Source organism: Ruegeria sp. YTSC192 (assembly GCF_059609705.1).
The window spans coordinates 28648-45267 of the sequence record NZ_JBXWMG010000006.1 but is presented as its reverse complement, the minus strand read 5'-3'; the positions used below and the strand labels follow the sequence as shown (position 1 = coordinate 45267).

The 16620-nt window shown below is 59.1% G+C and carries 17 protein-coding genes; 2 read left to right on the top strand and 15 right to left on the bottom strand.

Annotated elements, in window-relative coordinates:
- Window positions 1-26: 26 nt before the first annotated feature.
- The 5 genes from purQ to AC2FD8_RS10330 all read right to left on the bottom strand — a co-directional run bounded on the left by purQ (window position 27) and on the right by AC2FD8_RS10330 (window position 3474).
- Complete coding sequence (purQ, locus tag AC2FD8_RS10350; protein WP_496855830.1) at window positions 27-695, bottom strand: phosphoribosylformylglycinamidine synthase subunit PurQ; 669 nt, start codon at window positions 693-695, stop codon at window positions 27-29.
- A gap of 25 nt (window positions 696-720) precedes the next feature.
- A complete protein-coding gene (gene purS, locus AC2FD8_RS10345; RefSeq protein WP_496855828.1) occupies window positions 721-951 on the bottom strand; it encodes a phosphoribosylformylglycinamidine synthase subunit PurS in 231 nt (76 codons plus the stop codon).
- A gap of 235 nt (window positions 952-1186) precedes the next feature.
- A complete protein-coding gene (purC, locus tag AC2FD8_RS10340) occupies window positions 1187-1942 on the bottom strand; it encodes a phosphoribosylaminoimidazolesuccinocarboxamide synthase (RefSeq protein ID WP_496856200.1) in 756 nt (251 codons plus the stop codon).
- An 82-nt stretch (window positions 1943-2024) separates the two neighbouring features.
- On the bottom strand, window positions 2025-3005 hold the full coding sequence (locus tag AC2FD8_RS10335; RefSeq protein ID WP_496855826.1) for a hypothetical protein: 981 nt from the start codon (window positions 3003-3005) through the stop codon (window positions 2025-2027).
- Window positions 3006-3015: 10 nt separating this feature from the next.
- Window positions 3016-3474 carry a tellurite resistance TerB family protein gene (locus AC2FD8_RS10330; protein ID WP_496855825.1) on the bottom strand — a complete coding sequence of 153 codons (459 nt, stop codon included), beginning with the start codon at window positions 3472-3474 and terminating at the stop codon, window positions 3016-3018.
- A gap of 153 nt (window positions 3475-3627) precedes the next feature.
- On the opposite strand from AC2FD8_RS10330, the gene AC2FD8_RS10325 reads away from it, so the two are divergent.
- Together AC2FD8_RS10325 and bmt are read left to right on the top strand one after the other, a co-directional pair.
- On the top strand, window positions 3628-3945 hold the full coding sequence (locus AC2FD8_RS10325) for a DUF1476 domain-containing protein (protein ID WP_496855824.1): 318 nt from the start codon (window positions 3628-3630) through the stop codon (window positions 3943-3945).
- 120 nt (window positions 3946-4065) lie between these two features.
- Window positions 4066-5079 carry a betaine--homocysteine S-methyltransferase gene (bmt, locus tag AC2FD8_RS10320; RefSeq protein ID WP_496855823.1) on the top strand — a complete coding sequence of 338 codons (1014 nt, stop codon included), beginning with the start codon at window positions 4066-4068 and terminating at the stop codon, window positions 5077-5079.
- A gap of 1 nt (window position 5080) precedes the next feature.
- On the opposite strand, the gene AC2FD8_RS10315 is transcribed toward bmt, so the two are convergent.
- The 10 genes from AC2FD8_RS10315 to AC2FD8_RS10270 form a co-directional block, all read right to left on the bottom strand.
- Window positions 5081-5857, bottom strand: a complete 777-nt coding sequence (locus tag AC2FD8_RS10315) for an enoyl-CoA hydratase-related protein (RefSeq protein WP_496855822.1) — start codon at window positions 5855-5857, stop codon at window positions 5081-5083.
- 74 nt (window positions 5858-5931) lie between these two features.
- Window positions 5932-6387 (bottom strand): cytochrome c-type biogenesis protein, encoded by a 456-nt coding sequence (locus tag AC2FD8_RS10310; RefSeq protein WP_496855821.1) that lies wholly within the window; start codon window positions 6385-6387, stop codon window positions 5932-5934.
- Window positions 6384-8348 carry a heme lyase CcmF/NrfE family subunit gene (locus tag AC2FD8_RS10305; protein ID WP_496855820.1) on the bottom strand — a complete coding sequence of 655 codons (1965 nt, stop codon included), beginning with the start codon at window positions 8346-8348 and terminating at the stop codon, window positions 6384-6386. The genes AC2FD8_RS10310 and AC2FD8_RS10305 overlap by 4 nt, the downstream gene beginning before the upstream one ends.
- Window positions 8349-8423: 75 nt before the next feature.
- Window positions 8424-8999: a holin family protein gene (locus AC2FD8_RS10300; protein WP_496855819.1), complete on the bottom strand. Its 576-nt coding sequence runs from the start codon at window positions 8997-8999 to the stop codon at window positions 8424-8426.
- Complete coding sequence (locus AC2FD8_RS10295) at window positions 8990-9601, bottom strand: holin-associated N-acetylmuramidase (RefSeq protein WP_496855818.1); 612 nt, start codon at window positions 9599-9601, stop codon at window positions 8990-8992. The genes AC2FD8_RS10300 and AC2FD8_RS10295 overlap by 10 nt, the downstream gene beginning before the upstream one ends.
- 151 nt (window positions 9602-9752) lie before the next feature.
- On the bottom strand, window positions 9753-10199 hold the full coding sequence (gene ccmE, locus AC2FD8_RS10290; RefSeq protein WP_496855817.1) for a cytochrome c maturation protein CcmE: 447 nt from the start codon (window positions 10197-10199) through the stop codon (window positions 9753-9755).
- A gap of 7 nt (window positions 10200-10206) precedes the next feature.
- Complete coding sequence (argC, locus tag AC2FD8_RS10285; RefSeq protein WP_496855816.1) at window positions 10207-11235, bottom strand: N-acetyl-gamma-glutamyl-phosphate reductase; 1029 nt, start codon at window positions 11233-11235, stop codon at window positions 10207-10209.
- 94 nt (window positions 11236-11329) lie between these two features.
- Window positions 11330-12139 (bottom strand): glutamate racemase, encoded by an 810-nt coding sequence (locus AC2FD8_RS10280; protein WP_496855815.1) that lies wholly within the window; start codon window positions 12137-12139, stop codon window positions 11330-11332.
- A gap of 8 nt (window positions 12140-12147) precedes the next feature.
- On the bottom strand, window positions 12148-13026 hold the full coding sequence (locus AC2FD8_RS10275; RefSeq protein ID WP_496855814.1) for a lysophospholipid acyltransferase family protein: 879 nt from the start codon (window positions 13024-13026) through the stop codon (window positions 12148-12150).
- Window positions 13027-13105: 79 nt separating this feature from the next.
- A complete protein-coding gene (locus tag AC2FD8_RS10270) occupies window positions 13106-16525 on the bottom strand; it encodes an indolepyruvate ferredoxin oxidoreductase family protein (protein WP_496855813.1) in 3420 nt (1139 codons plus the stop codon).
- Window positions 16526-16620: the final 95 nt, after the last annotated feature.

The following is a 16620-nucleotide window of genomic DNA, read 5'->3' as shown; positions in this document are numbered from 1 at the left end:
TACGCGGGCTGAGCGACGACCTCAAGTCACGCCGGGGTCAGAACACCTGACAATGCGCGGAACAATGCCGTCCCGTCGGTGCCACCATGCCCCTCATCCGCGGCCCGTTCAGGGTGTGGCATCATGCCAAGAACGCGACGGTTTTCCGACAGGATGCCCGCGATATCACCGACCGAGCCATTTGGATTCTCGGTATAGGAGAACGCGATCCTGTCCTGGTCCTTTAGCGTGGACAATACGGCGTCATCGGCAAAATAGTTTCCGTCATGGTGTGCAATCGGAATGCCAATCACATCGCCCGCATTGTAACCTTGGGTAAAGGCGCTGTCGCTGGTTTCGACCTTCAGGCCAACCGTTTTGCAGATGTATTTCAAACCGGCATTGCGCAGCAGCGCACCGGGCAGAATTCCGGTCTCTGTCAGGATCTGGAAGCCGTTGCAGATACCAACCGCATAGCCGCCGCGTTCAGTATGCTCGACCACCGCCTTGCAGATCGGAGATTGCGCCGCGATGGCCCCACAGCGCAGGTAGTCGCCATAAGAGAAGCCACCGGGAACGCCGACAATATCGACCCCCTCGGGCAGCGCGGCGTCCTTGTGCCAGACCATGTCAACGGCAAACCCGGCCTGTTCAAAGGCAACGGCAAGGTCCCGGTCGCAGTTCGATCCGGGGAAAACGATGACGGCTGCGCGCATGGCGGACCCTCCTTGATGGGTAAACTCAGACCAGTTCGATCTCGTAGCGTTCGATGACGGTGTTGGCCAACAGCTTTTCGCACATCTCGGTCACGTCGGCCTCGGTTGCGCCTTCGGCCAGTTCCAGATCAATGACCTTGCCCTGACGTACACCTTCGACCTGATTAAAGCCCATGGCACCCAATGCGTGGCGGACCGCCTCACCCTGAGGGTCCAGCACCCCGTTCTTGAGCATCACATGCACCCGTGCCTTCATCTTCGCAACTCCACCTGAGGGCCATGATCGCAAGCCCATTTCGTTGCGCGGGGGATAGCGCGGTTGCGCACTTGGGACAACCCTGTTTGCGGCGAAGATTGCAAAGGTATGAAAGGGCGTGTCCCAAAACGGGCCGCGTGGGTGTTTCGGGCCGGGCTGCTTGCCCTGCCCCCGATACGAAAACGCCGCCCGGAGTCAGGCGGCGCTTTGCATTGCTGTCAGACAAAAATCGGGATCAGTTGATCAGCGTCGGTTTGGTCACGTTGCTTTGCGGCAAAACACCCAAGCGGCGCGCGACCTCGGAATAAGCGTCGGCCAGATTGCCCAGATCACGGCGGAACACATCCTTGTCCAGCTTCTGGCCGGTCTCGATATCCCACAGGCGGCAGCTGTCGGGGCTGATCTCATCAGCGACGATCAGACGCTGATAGTCACCGTCGAACACGCGACCGATCTCGATCTTGAAATCAACCAGGCGAATGCCGACCGCCAGCATGACGCCGCTCATGAAGTCATTCACGCGCAGCGCGAGGCTGAGGATATCATCCATGTCCTGCTGGCTGGCCCAGCCAAAGGCCGCGATATGTTCCTCGGTGACCAGCGGATCACCCAGAGAGTCGTCCTTATAGCAGTACTCGACGATCGGACGCGGCAGCTGCGTGCCTTCGGCAATGCCCAGACGTTTGGACATCGTACCGGCGGCATAGTTGCGCACGATCACTTCCAATGGGACGATCTCGCAATTCCGCACCAACTGCTCGCGCATGTTCAGGCGGCGGATGAAGTGGTTTGGAACACCGATCTGGGTCAGGCCGTTCATGAAGAACTCGGACAGGCGGTTGTTCAGAACACCTTTGCCGTCGATCACATCTTTCTTTTCCGCATTGAACGCGGTGGCGTCATCCTTGAAGTACTGCACGATTGTGCCCGGCTCGGGGCCTTCATACAGAATCTTGGCTTTGCCTTCGTAGATTTTCTTGCGACGCGCCATCGGGGCCCCTTCCATATCGGCAATACGCGCAGATCGCGCGGCTGCGGCCCTCATAGAGCAGCCCGCCCCAACCCGCAAGTTATCACGACGCTTTGCTGCCCCGCATGATCCATCTGAAAAAGTTCAGACGCGATCTGACCTGAACCTTCTCATTCTTCGGCCCCGCCCGACGTTTGATCTTACCGAGCAATTTCACATGATCGACCGAACTTTCTGGCGGCACCATAAGCCAATAGTCGTCAGCGGCCCCAAGCTTGGCCTTGGGGGCAAAGCGAATTCTGATAGCATCCTCGGGCGACTGGTCCTCGGACCCTATTGTATCTCCGTCGGAGAATCTGTGGCCATAACCGGTCAGCATGGCCGAAGTGGTCATCAGCGTTGCGGCAACCGTGTTCAGATCAACCGGCGCCTTTGCATAGGCCAGCTCGACCCCTTTGAACCTGTTGAGGCCCTTCGTGACCCCGATGACCGGCCCATCCGGGGTGTCTTCGGGCCGGACAAGCCGCATGCCAACCCATTGCTCGATCGGATATTCATCCTTCAGGGCCCTGTCTGCCATAGCGACGGCATCCTCGGGGCGCAGGAAATGATCCGCTGATTCCCAATAGACAGCCAGCGCGATGGGCAGTTTGGCGAAAAGGGCCGTCAGGCAGGAACACAGCCGCGCCGCCCGGAATTGCGAGGTTTCATCCTCGTCCTTTCCGCCCACCGATACGCAGATATACGAGGCGTTAGACGGTAATACCAAGTCCACGTCGATGAAGGGCAAGCGCTGCGACGGTGTCAATTGCACCGGATCCCATGTCCCGTAACCCGGCAACCGTATCAGGCTTGCAATGCCTGCGTCAGCGCCACCGGCACCAAACAGGATGGGGGCCGTTATGAAATCAGCCGTGTCGCAGTTCTGCGGCATGCTCAAGGCGGTTTCGGCGCGCAGGTCCAGATCGGGATAGTCCTCCAGCAACGCTTCTTCGATCTCGGTCGTCGAGAACTGAAGCGGTTCGGACAGCAGGATATATGCGGCAAACCCTTCCGGCTTGCTTGGGGTTTTGGTCTTGCTCATAACGGGGCCTTCAAATCTCTGCGGTGTATTGCATCGTGCGGATCACGTGGCAGATGCGCTCAACGGCTTGCGGACGCAGCTTCATCGCCCCCGCGATTTCGGCCAGAACAGTTTCCTCGCGGTTCGCCAGCACCCCGTCGGCCATGACAACGAAAACGGCAAAGCTGAAAGCCGTTTGATATAGTGCACCAGGCAGCGTCTTGACGCATGTCTTGAGAACGGCCTCGCGTCCTTCCATCATCAGATCGTCCACAATGGAATTGGTCAGCGCGTCCAGGTCCTGCTCGGACATGCCGTGGAAGGTCGGGTTGAACACGATCAGATTTCTGAGTTGCAGAACCTCCGCCTCATCAATCTCGCCATCTGCGGTGATTGCGATCACGGCAGGCGTCAGCAAGGCCCGGGGAATAGTCGCGTCAAACGCTGGCTCATGCTTCATAGCAGCCCTGAGATCGGAAAACCGTGCCATCAAACCTCCACTGATCAAAATTGGTAACAAAATCCTAGCAACAACCCTTGGTTGCACAGCGCATTTGGTCGCGCAAGGGCCATTTTCGCTATACATTCCGGTTTTCGTTTCCTATCTAGTTCGGGAATGTCCACGCTATGAGGTCCCAATAAAATGACCACGTTCGACGAACGCGAAAACGCCTTTGAAGCCAAGTTTGCCCATGACGAAGAAATGCAGTTCAGGGCACAGGCCCGCTGCAACAAATTGCTGGGTCTGTGGGCGGCAGAAAAGCTGGGGAAAACCGGCTCTGACGCTGATGATTATGCCAAAACCGTCGTAGTCGCTGACATGGAAGAGGCAGGCCACGAAGATGTCGTGCGCAAGGTCTCGGCCGATCTGGGCGGTCTGTCCTCGGATGATGAAATCCGCGCCAAAATGGCCGAGCTTCTGCCCGAAGCCAAAGCTCAGGTCATGAGCGAGGCCGACTAAACCAGCGGCCACCTCATGATCTTCATGAGTATTATGAATTTGATTTGACGCCCCGGTCATGAGACACGGGGCGTCTCATATTCATAAAGGCGCATTGCGCCAATTACTCGGACCACGCCCATGACAAACGCGCTGACCCAGCTTCTAGAGACCAAGGATGCCATTCTGGCCGATGGAGCGACCGGAACCAATCTGTTCAACATGGGGCTGCAATCGGGTGACGCGCCTGAGCTGTGGAATGTGGATGCGCCGGACAAGATCCGCGCGTTGTATCAGGGTTCGGTCAATGCGGGCAGCGATCTGTTCCTGACCAACACGTTCGGCGGCACCTCGGCCCGGCTCAAGCTGCATGACGCGCAAAACCGCGTGGGTGAACTGAACCGCATCGGCGCTGAACTGGGGCGCGAAGTTGCGGACAAATCCGGACGCACCATCGTGGTTGCTGGTTCGGTCGGTCCCACCGGTGAGATCATGGAGCCGGTCGGAAGCCTGTCGCATTCCGAGGCGGTAGAGATGTTTCATGAACAGGCCGAGGCCCTCAAAGAGGGCGGCGTCGATGTTCTTTGGGTCGAGACGATCAGCGCCCCCGAGGAATTCCGCGCCGCAGCCGAGGCTTTCGCGCTGGCCGATATGCCCTGGTGCGGCACCATGAGCTTTGACACTGCCGGGCGCACCATGATGGGTGTCACCTCGGCTGATCTGGCCCTTCTGGTGGAAACGCTGCCCAACCCTCCGATTGCGTTTGGCGCGAATTGCGGCACCGGAGCGTCGGACATCCTGCGCACCGTACTTGGGTTCACCGCCCAAGGGACCGAGCGGCCTTTGATCTCGAAAGGCAATGCAGGGATCCCGAAATATGTCGACGGCCACATCCACTATGACGGCACGCCCGAGCTGATGGCTGACTATGCCGTGATGGCCCGCAATGCAGGTGCAAAGATCATCGGTGGCTGCTGTGGCACCATGCCCGCGCATCTTGAGAAAATGCGCGCCGCACTGGACAGCACGGAACGTGGCGCGCGCCCGACGCTGGATCAGATCACAGATGCGCTTGGGCCGTTCTCATCCGCCTCGGACGGCACCGGCGACGAGGCCGCGCCCGAGCGACGCACCAGACGCCGTCGCCGCGCCTGAGTTAGCGCCCCTCGAATTTCGGGGGGCGCTTTTGCATGAAGGCCACGACGCCTTCGGAAAAGTCGCGTGAGCGTCCACATTCGCCTTGCAGATGCGCCTCGGTCGCCAATTGCTGCGGCAAGGTCTTTTCATAAGTACCCCGGAGCGCCTGTTTGATCGCGCCATAGGCCGCCGTCGGACCTTGGGCCAGATGCGCGGCCCGGCTGCGCCATTGGGCATCAAACGCATCATCGGCGACCGCTTCCCAGATCAGCCCCCAGTCATCCGCCTGACGCGCGGTGATCTTGTCAGCAAACAACGCGGCCCCCATGGCTTTGGCCAGCCCCATCTGACGCGGCATGAACCATGTGCCACCAGCATCCGGCAGCAAGCCGATACGCGAAAAAGCCTGAAGGAAATAGGCGCTGTCGGTTGCGATCACCACATCGGCACAGAGCGCAAGATTGGCCCCTGCCCCGGCTGCCGGTCCGTTGACCGCAGCAATCGTGGGAACCGGGCTGTCATGGATGGTCTCGAGCATCGGCTCGTATTCATCGCGCAACGAGCGTTCCAGATCGATCTTACCGGTTGAGGACGCATCACCAAGATCCTGCCCGGAACAAAAGGCAGGCCCGGCCCCGGTCAACACGATGCACCGCGCATTTCGGGCCGCATGCTTCATCGCATGCGTGATCTCGGCCCGCATCTGCGTGGTCAGCGCGTTCATCTTGTCGGGGCGGTTCAAAGTCAAAACCGCCAGCCCGTCCGTGATGTCCAGCAGGATCGTTTCATAGTCCATTAAAGCTCTCCCTCGCGCCTATGCGTGCGCGGACACTGCCGCATTCACAGGCCGAGGAAAAGCGGAACCACGCGTCAGTCTTCCAGAATTTGGCGCAGGCGCTCTTTTTCAGAGTCGCTCAGCCCGTCGCTGTCACCCTGCTCTTGCGCCTTGGCCCGGTTGCGCAGAAAGACCAAACCGACACCGACGGCAATAAGCAACATGATCGGCCCGGCCAGCCACAGCATCAGGTTCGAGCCCGTAACCGTCGGCTTCAGCAGCACATATTCACCATAACGGTCAACGATGAAGGCAATCGCCTCTTCATCCGTATCCCCGGCCACCAGCCTTTCGCGTACCAGCAAGCGCAGGTCGCGCGCCAGATCGGCGTTGCTTTCATCGATGCTCTCGTTTCGGCAGACCAGACAGCGCAACCCGGTGCTGAGGTCGCGGGCCCGTTGTTCCAGCAACGGATCGTCAAGCACTTCGTCGGGTTGCACCGCAAAACCCGGTGCCGCCAACAGCATGAGGATCAGGATCAGACGTTTCATTCTGCGGGTACTCCGGCCGAAGGCGCTTTGCGTGCACCAGCGGCCACTCGGAACCGACGATCGCAGAGGCTGAGGACGCCGCCCAACGCCATCATGAGGCATCCGGCCCAGATCCAGTTGGCAAAGGGTTTGATATAGGTCCGCAAGACCCAGCCCCCATCCGCCTGCTGGTCCCCGATCACCACATAGAGATCGCGCATGACCCGGTAGTCAATCGCGGCCTCGGTGGTGGGCATACGCGCAACCGGATAGTCGCGTTTTTCGGGATGCAGCGTACCGATCTTGCGGCCGTTGGTCTCCACCTTCACATCCGCCATGGTCGAAAAGTAATTCGGCCCTTGCACGCGATTGACATCCTCAAGTGTGAGGGTGAATTGGCCGACCTCGAAGGGCTGACCCGGCTGGGCGACGCGGATATCCTCAACCTCCCACGCGGTCAGACCGGCGATGGCGAAGATGGTCACACCCAGACCCGTGTGGGCAACCGCCTTGCCCCAATCGGCCCCCGGCAGCCGGAACAGGCGTTTCAGGCTGCCGTTTCGCCCTGTCCGGCTCCATAAATCAAGAACGGCACCAAAGGTGATCCATGCGCCCAGAAACAGACCCACGGGGCCCAAAGCACTGCGCCCTGTCTGCATCGCCCAGACCAGCACGCCAAGGGCGACGGCCAGCACAAACGCATAGCGCAACGACCACGCTGTCTTGCCCAGTTTGCCGCGCTTCCACGGCAACATCGCGCCAACCGGCAGGACCAGCCCCAATAACACCATGAACGGCGTGAAGGCCGCGTTAAAGAACGGTGGCCCGACCGAGAGTTTCCGGTCAAACATCATCTCGGCCACCATCGGCCACATGGTGCCCACGAACACCACGAAACAGCTGACGGCCAAAAGCACGTTGTTCACGATCAGCGCGCTTTCCCGGCTGACCATACCAAAGACGCCCTTCGCCTCCATCGCCTGCGCCCGCGCCGCAAACAGGGTCAGCGCGCCGCCGATAAAGAACACAAGGATCAACAGAATAAACACGCCCCGCTCTGGATCTGTCGCAAAGGCATGGACCGAGGTCAGAAGCCCCGATCGCACAATGAATGTCCCGATCAGCGAGAACCCAAAGGCAATGATCGCCAGCAGGATTGTCCAGCTCTTCAAAGCCTCGCGCTTCTCCACCACGATGGCCGAGTGCAATAGCGCCGCCGCCAGCAGCCACGGCATGAACGAGGCATTCTCGACCGGATCCCAGAACCAGAAGCCGCCCCAGCCCAGCTCATAATAGGCCCACCACGACCCCAGCGCGATCCCGATGGTCAGAAACACCCAGGCGGCAAGCGTCCACGGCCGCACCCACCGGCCCCAGGCGGCATCAATGCGCCCCTCGATCAACGCGGCCACGGCAAAGCTGAACGCCATGCTCAGGCCCACATAACCAAGGTATAGAAACGGCGGGTGAAACGCCAAGCCCGGATCCTGCAGCAGCGGGTTCAGGTCTTGGCCATCGAACGGGGCAATAGCCAGCCGATCAAACGGGTTCGAAGTAAAAAGAATAAAGGCAAAAAACGCCACGGCCACCGCCGACTGCACAGCCAACACGCGCGCTTTCAGCGTGGGCGGTAGGCCAGCGCCAAAAAACGCGGCCATCGCGCCGAACAGGGTCACGATCAGCACCCACAACAGCATCGAGCCTTCGTGGTTCCCCCAGGTTCCACTAACCTTATAGAGCATCGGTTTCGCCGAATGGCTGTTCTCAACCACGATCCTCAGTGAGAAATCAGAGGTGGTGAACGCCCAGACCAGCGCTCCGAAGGAAAACGCCGTCAGCAGGAATTGTGAGATTGCCGCCGGTTCCGCAAAAGCCATCCATCCGGCCCAGCGTTTCGACGCCCCGATCAGGGGCACCACGCTTTGCACGATAGCGACGAAAAAGGCGAGGATTAGCGCGAAGTGACCTAGCTCTGTAACCATAGGGCAGGATATACGTCGGGGGCGCGGCAATCGCCAACCACTTTCGTTTGATTTCGGGGCACATAGTGTCGCAACTCAGCCCCGTTCGCGTCGCCAATCTTCCAACGCCGGGTTCGCATCGGTCACCAGAACCTCACGCGACAAACGCGCATCCGGCCCCGTATCTGCCACACCCGGTCGGTCACTGCGCATATTTCCTAGCGCATCCAGATTGGCCAGAACGGTCGGAGTACGCGCCATCACGGCTGAGATCTCGCGTTGCAAATCCTGCGATTTCGCCTGATGCCGCGCTCCGAAATAGAACGAGACAATCACGCCCAGCAACCACCACAAAGGCTCGGGTACCAGTGCAACCCCCTGCATCCGCGCTGAAAACCAGATCGGATCGATCATGGCAGCCGCAAACAAGCCCAACGTTCCCAGCGCCAAAGCCGGACGCGGAAGGCGGTTCAATCCGTCCATGAACCGGTCGAACATGCCTTTGGCGGGCCTTTGAAACTCGGCCCCGAACTGGGTCATAGCCTGAGTTTGCGCCACCATCCGGCGCTGGGCACCGGCATCTGCGTTCTCCCGAAAGACCTCTGCGGTTTCGCGCACCACGTTGCGCCCTCCACCGAACAAGAAACCCAAAACGCCCGAGATCAATCCCATCCCGCAACCCTCCTCTGAAACGCCTCATCGCTCAGGTGATAGCGATCAGACAGGAACTCTTCCGCCCGCCTGATCCAGCCGCCTTTCCCACCCGCACGCGTTCGCGCATATTTTCGCGAAGCGGGTCGCCGATCCGCGAGCCGAAAGTAGTAGTTCCGCCGCGCCACCCCATAAGCGTCTCGCAACTGAACCGGGCTCGGGCGTGCGGCATCCTGACTGGCGCGTAAGGTCTGAGGGCCGATGACCCCGTCCACCTCAACACCAAACCCCATCTTCCCCAACAGCGATTGCAAAATACGCACGGCCTGCGCACCTGCATTTACGTGCATGTCGAAAACACTGGCCTGCAGCGCCTCAGGCAAAGCGGCAATCCCGGGTTTCTCAAAATAATGCTGCACAAAGATATCGACCGCCTGCCCCCGGCCAAGCGCCCGCACATCGGCGGCATCAACCACCCCGTCCCGTGTCAAGTCCAATCCCAAACGCCGCATCGTGTGAATGGTGACGCCGAAATTAGTGGCTCCTCCCGGATCATCCGGATCATCCACAAACCCGCCTTCCCGACGCACAATCTCTTCGGCAATCTGTCGAACCGTCTGCATCACGCACCCCGCCTTCATCAGTCGAGGGAACGATCCTGCAAAATTCTTAACACCTCCAAACGAAACAGAGCGCCGCCTGCCATACGCACGCAACGCCCCTGCTTCTTCTGTTCAAAAATACCTCCGCCGGAGGCACGCAGCGCAGCTGCGTTCAGCTTTCGCCAGGGTTCTTGTAAACACCCTGTTCCTTCAACGCGTCCATGACCTCTTTCGGCATATAGGTTTCATCATGTTTAGCAAGGATTTCAGTCGCTTCGAATACACCGTTGACGTAGCGACCTGTCCCGACCATACCCTCATTCTCCGAGAACAGATCCGGCAGAACCCCAGTAAAAGCCACCGGAACACTTTCTCCGCCATCAGTGACCACAAAGCGCACCGTCTCACCCTGCCCCCGGACGATCGAACCCTCTTCGACCAGACCACCAATCCGAAACACCTCGGTCGGTGCGGGCGGCTCGGCGATCACCTGGCTGGGCGAGCGGAAGAAGTTGATGCCATCACGCATCGCAAACCCAATCAACGCCGTCGACACGACCAAGGCAACAACAGCCACCAGAATAATCTGAACTCGACGACGTTTCTTGAGCGTTTTCATACCGTCCTCACGGGAACAAGGGGGCCATCATCAGCCCTCGGGTTTCATCCTCACCTAACATCAGGTTGGCGTTCTGCAAGGCTTGCCCGCTGCTACCTTTTGTCAGGTTATCTAGCGCCGCGACGACAATCGCGCGCCGTTCTATCCGGTCCGCAACAACGCCGATATGGCAGAAGTTCGATCCCCGCACATGGTGGGTCGAGGGTGCCTCCCCCATCGGCAGCACCTCGATGAACGGCTCATCTGCATAGGCTTTTGCCAACGTTTCATAGACGCTCTGCGGGTCGCCCTTCACGTAGGAGGTTGCCAGAATACCCCGGTTCGCCGGGATCAGATGCGGCGTGAATTGGATATGCACCGTGCGCCCGGCGAGTTTCGAGAACTCCTGATCGAACTCACCCAGATGGCGATGCGTACCACCGATGGCATAGGCATTGGCACCTTCGCTCAGTTCCGCATGCAGCAGGTTTTCTTTCAACGACCGGCCAGCGCCCGACACGGCGCATTTCAGGTCGAGGATGATGTCATCCAGATCAATGACACCGGCTGAAATCAGCGGCCGCAGCACATATTGACCGGTCGCCGCGTTACAGCCCGTACCGGCCACAAGCCGTGCAGTCCGGATGTCGTCACGATAGAACTCGGTCAGGCCATAGACCGCCTCTTCCTGCTGCTCCAACGCGCTATGCGGGTTGCCGTACCATTTTTCGTATTCATCCGCGTCCTGCAAACGGAAGTCAGCGGAAAGGTCGATGATTTTCAGGTTCTTCGGCAGGTCGCGGATCACTTCCTGACTGGTTTTATGCGGCAACGCGCAGAAACACAGGTCGATCTGGGAAAAGTCGATTTCAGAAATTTTGCACAGATCCGGCAGGTTCATATGGCGCAGATGCGGGAAGACCTGCGCCATCGACAGGCCCGCCTTGCGTTCCGCCGCCAGCGCCACGATCTCCATGTTCGGGTGTTCGGCGATCAGCCGCACCAGTTCAGCGCCAGTATAGCCCGAGGCGCCCAGAATTGCGATTTTATGGGTCATATCAGACCTCTTCTTTGCATGTGTCACATATCATGACCGCCACTGTGACGGTCTTGGATTTAGAAAATCGGAAGGGAGGCGTCCTTGACCTAAATCAGGCCGCCTCAAACGAGATTTGTCGTCGGAGGAATTGCGTCGCCCGATCGCTGACAAAACCGGGCTTGCCGGTGGTCAGATAGCCGCCTTCCCCCTCACCGAGCATGGTCGGGTGGCGTTGCAGATAATCGGCCAGGCTTTCGGCCACCAGATCACCCTGGCTGAACACCTGAACATCCGCGCCCAGAGCAGCCTGAAACGTCTCTGCCATCAACGGGTAGTGCGTGCAGCCCAGAATGGCCGCCTGAGGTTCAGGCATCTTGCGCTTCAACGCATCCACATGGCTGCGCACCAGAGCTTCGGCCAGAATCAAATCACCGTCTTCAATGGCATCTACCACGCCGCCGCAGGCCTGCGCCTCGACATCCACACCAATCGCGCGAAACGCCAGTTCCCGCTGGAAGGCGCGGCTGGAGACAGTAGCGGGCGTTGCAAACAAGGCCACATGCTTGACGGCCACTTCGCGCGGAGGAGAGTTGTCGCCCCATTGCCGCTCGGTCAGCGCCTCGATCAGAGGGACAAAGACGCCCAGAACCCGCTTACCTTCAGGCACGCCCTCTTCCTGCATCCGGCGCAGGGCTGCTGCGCTGGCAGTGTTGCAGGCCAGAATCACCAGATTGCAGCCGCGATCCCACAGGTCGTTAACTGCCTTGCGGGTCAGCTGATAGATATCTTCGGCATCGCGCACGCCATAAGGCGCATGCGCACTGTCCGCATAGTACAGGAAATCCACGTCGGGCAGCCGTTGCTGCGCTGCGTTCAGAACGGTCAAACCGCCCAAACCGGAATCAAAGATACCTACTGCCATTAGCCCCTTCAGGCGCGATGCCGTTCCTCAAATTCATAGCCGTAGTCATAAGACTTCAGCGGTGTCGGAGACAGCTCATACGTGGCTTTGCGCAGGAAATCCATCATCTTGCGCGTATCCTTGCTGAGTGGGTCCAGAACATCACGGCCAATCGGCTCACCGATCACAACTCTCACAGGTGTATCGACGCGTTTCTTGAACTCCTTGATCAGCAACCCCATCCGCAAGGTGTTGTGCAAATGACTGGCGATCTGGAACAGACGAGAGGTGTGGCCGTCAAAGAAAACCGGCACCACGGTGGCGTTCGATTTGGCAACCATACGAGCGGTAAAGCCCCGCCAACCGGGGTCCATTGGGTGGTCGAATGGCGTAAGGGCCGTGCTGACGGTTCCACCCGGAAAAATCCCGATCGCTCCGCCTTCGCCGAGATAATTCAAGGCAGTCTTGCGGGTTTCAAGGTTCAGCTTCATCGCCTCTTTCGTCTCATCAAATGAGATTGGCAGAATGATGCGGTTCAGATCTTCCGCCTTGCGGAACACGCGATGGGCCAGAATCCGGAAATCGCCACGTGTTTCAGACAGGATATGCCCCATCATCAAACCGTCCAGAATGCCGTAAGGGTGATTGGCAATCAGGATCAGAGGGCCATCCTTCGGGATATTCGACAGCGCCCCGCCCACAACATCCAGCGTCAGACCGTAGCGTTCGACCATGACACCCCAAAAATCGCGCCCCTTGGCAACGTCTTGTTCATACCCGTCCGCACGCTTGATCAGGCGCATGCGGCCTGTCGTATTTTCCATCAGCTTGATGACCATCCGACCGCCCTTGGTTTCGGCGGAATGGGAATAAGAAATGTCTCGAACGACATGACGGCGCGAGGGCATCTGAGGACTCCGAACTATCTGCCTGCATTATACGTTAATCCGAGATTTTGCCTAGCGAAGGTGACAGGTTTGTGACACCTCATTCCGCCGCAGCGCGCATCTCGGGTCCGCCGCTGCGGATCGTCGCCAGCAGCTCCTCGCGCCGTTTGGCAGCTTTGGCTTCGTTTTGCATCAAAACGGGGCCAAACCCACGTATGTCGAGCGGCAAACGGGCCAGTGCAACAATCGCCTCCTGCGTATCTTCCGTTGCCAGAGGCAGTACCTCTTTCATGTCCCGCTCATACTGTTTGATCAGCGCGCGTTCCATCCGCCGCTCGGCCGAGTAACCGAAAACGTCCAAAGGCGTGCCGCGCAAACTCTTCAACCTGGCCAACAGCTTGAGAGGCCCAAGCATCCATTCCCCAAAGGCGCGCTTTCGCGGTCTGCCATTGCCGCCTGCTCCGCCAAAAATCGGCGGAGCCAGATGGAAGGTCATGTTGAAATCGCCGTCGAACTCGGCAGCAGCCTTTTCCCGGCTGGTCAGCAACAGGCGCGCGACCTCGTATTCATCCTTGTAGGACAACAGCTTGTGGTAGCCTTTCGCCACAGCCTCGCGCAGCGCTTCATCTGCAATACCGTCCACCAGCTTGCGGTAGCGTTTCGCCAGTCGGGTCGACTGGTAGTCCGTCAGGTGCTGCGCCCGGAAGTCTATCATTTGATCCAGGGTCTTCGGCAATTCCGAGACGGAAGGGGCCAGCATCGCCTGCGCCTCCTCCGGGTGCAGAACAGCCCAGCGACCCACGTCAAAAGCCCGCTTGTTGCGTTCAACGGCGGTTCCGTTCAGCTCTATCGCAGTCATGATCGCCTCAAGACTGACAGGCAGAGTACCGCGCTGCCACGCCGCGCCAAAGACCATCATGTTAGAATAGATCGAATCGCCCATCACGATCTTGGCCAAATCGGTCGCATCGAACAGGCTCACCCCGTTTTTCAGCCGCGCCTGCAGTGCCAGCTCTAACTGGTCGCCCGGAATGCGGAATTCGGTATCGCGGGTGAAATCGCCAGTGACCGTGCTGTGGTTGTTGACCACCGCACCGGTCTGTCCGGCCCGTGTCAGGCCCAGTGTTTTGGCCCCGGCCGAGACCACAAGGTCACCGCCGATCAGGGCATGCGCCTCGCCGGTTGCGACACGAATGGCGCTGATATCTTCGGGCTTGTTCGCCAGACGGCAATGGATGTGAACCGCGCCACCCTTTTGGGCGAGGCCGGCCATCTCCATCATACCCGCTCCCTTGCCGTCGATCTGTGCCGCCTGCGCCAAAATCGCCCCGAGGGTCACAACACCTGTGCCACCGACCCCGGTGATGACTACATTATGCGTGCCTTTGATCTGTGGCAGATCGGGCATCGGCAGATCGGGCAGATCAAGCTGTTTCGTCGCCTCCTTGCGGATTTTTGCCCCTTCCAGAGTGACAAAGGACGGACAGAACCCATTCAGGCACGAGAAATCCTTGTTGCAGCTGGATTGATCAATCGCGCGTTTGCGGCCCAGTTCGGTTTCCTTCGGCACGATCGAGACGCAATTCGACTGCACCCCGCAATCACCGCAGCCTTCGCAAATATCGGTATTGATGAAGACACGCTTGTCCGGGTCCGGAAACTCACCACGCTTGCGGCGACGGCGTTTTTCGGCCGCGCAGGTCTGGACATAGACGATGACCGAGACGCCCTCGATCTCGCGGAAGCGATCCTGCACCTTCATCAACTCAGCGCGTTCAAAGCTCTCTACACCCGAAGGCAGAGCCCCAAGGTTAACGTCTTCCTTTTCATCATAGACCAGAGCCACATGCTGCACGCCCATGGCCTTCACTTCGGCCACGATCCGTTCAGCCGTCAGATCGCCTTCGTTCCCCTGCCCGCCAGTCATGGCAACCGCGTCATTGAACAGGATCTTGAAGGTCATGTTTGTACCCGCCGACAGCGCCGCCCGGATCGCCTGCACGCCCGAGTGGTTATACGTCCCGTCGCCCAGGTTCTGGAACACGTGGTTGGTAGTCGAGAACGGAGCCTCACCGATCCAGTTCGCGCCCTCGCCGCCCATCTGGGTGAAGCCGGTCGTCTCACGGTCCATCCACTGCACCATGTAGTGGCAGCCGATACCCGCATAGGCGCGGCTGCCCTCGGGCACTTTGGTTGAGCTGTTATGCGGACAGCCCGAGCAGAAATACGGCAAACGCGTCGCGATTTCCTGCGCGTTGTCAGCACGCCGCGCCTCGGACAGTTTGACGAGGCCTGCGCGGACACCATCCGTATCGCGCCCCTCTTCGATCAGGATGTCACCCAGCTTTTCGGCAATCATGATCGGGTCCAATGCGCCGCGTGTGGGGAACAATTCCTCACGATGCAGCGTACCTGCGCCGCCCTTGTACCAGCCATAAACGCGGCGGCCCCGGCGATCGTCAAAGATCGCCTCTTTGACCTGCACCTCGATCAGCTTGCGCTTTTCTTCTACGATTACAATCAGATCCAGACCTTCGGCCCAATCATGGAACCCGGCCATATCCAGCGGGAAGGTCTGTCCGATCTTGTAAGTTGTGATGCCCAGCCGTTCGGCCTCAGCCTCATCAATGTTCAACAAAGACAGCGCATGGGTCAGGTCCAGCCAGTTCTTGCCTGCCGCAACGAAGCCGATCTTGGCACCCGGCTTGCCCCAGACACGTTTGTCCAGCTTGTTGGCATGCGAAAACGTCTCGGCCGCGAAACGCTTGTAGTCGATCACGCGCGCCTCTTGCAGATGGGGCGTATCGCCAAGGCGGATGTTTAACCCACCCTCGGGCATGTCGAATTCGGGGATCACGACGCCCATCCGGTCCGGGCTGCCATCCACGACCGATGTCACCTCGATCGTGTCTTTCATCGTTTTCAGACCAACCCAGACACCTGCAAACCGGCTAAGCGCAAATCCGTAAATGCCGTAGTCCAAAATCTCCTGCACGCCTGCGGGGCTGACCACGGGCATATACATATCGACCAAAGACCATTCTGATTGGTGCAACACGGTCGAACTTTCGCCGGTGTGGTCATCGCCCATCGCCATCAGCACACCGCCATGTTGCGCGGTACCCGCCATATTGGCGTGGCGCATCACATCGCCAGACCGATCAACCCCCGGCCCTTTTCCGTACCAAAGACCAAACACGCCGTCATACCGGCCATCGCCGCGCAGCCCCGCCTGCTGGCTGCCCCAAAGCGCGGTGGCGGCCAGATCCTCGTTCAATCCGTATTGAAAGGTCACATCGCTTTCAGCCAGATAGCGCTGGGCGCGCATCATCTGCTGGTCCACTGCACCCAGAGGTGAGCCGCGATATCCCGTCACCAGCCCGGCAGTGTTCAAACCGGCCTGTTGATCACGAGCCTTTTGCATCAACATCAAACGCACCAGCGCCTGCGTCCCGTTCAACAGAACGGGTGATTTCTCAAGATCGAACCGGTCGTTCAGCGTTATGTGTGGCTGACTCATCAGACGTCTCCCCTCGTCAGATCAGTGTGCTTTATTTTCACGCATTTTAGGTCATAATTATTGACCTGTATAGACTTTGTCCCCTGAAACTCAAG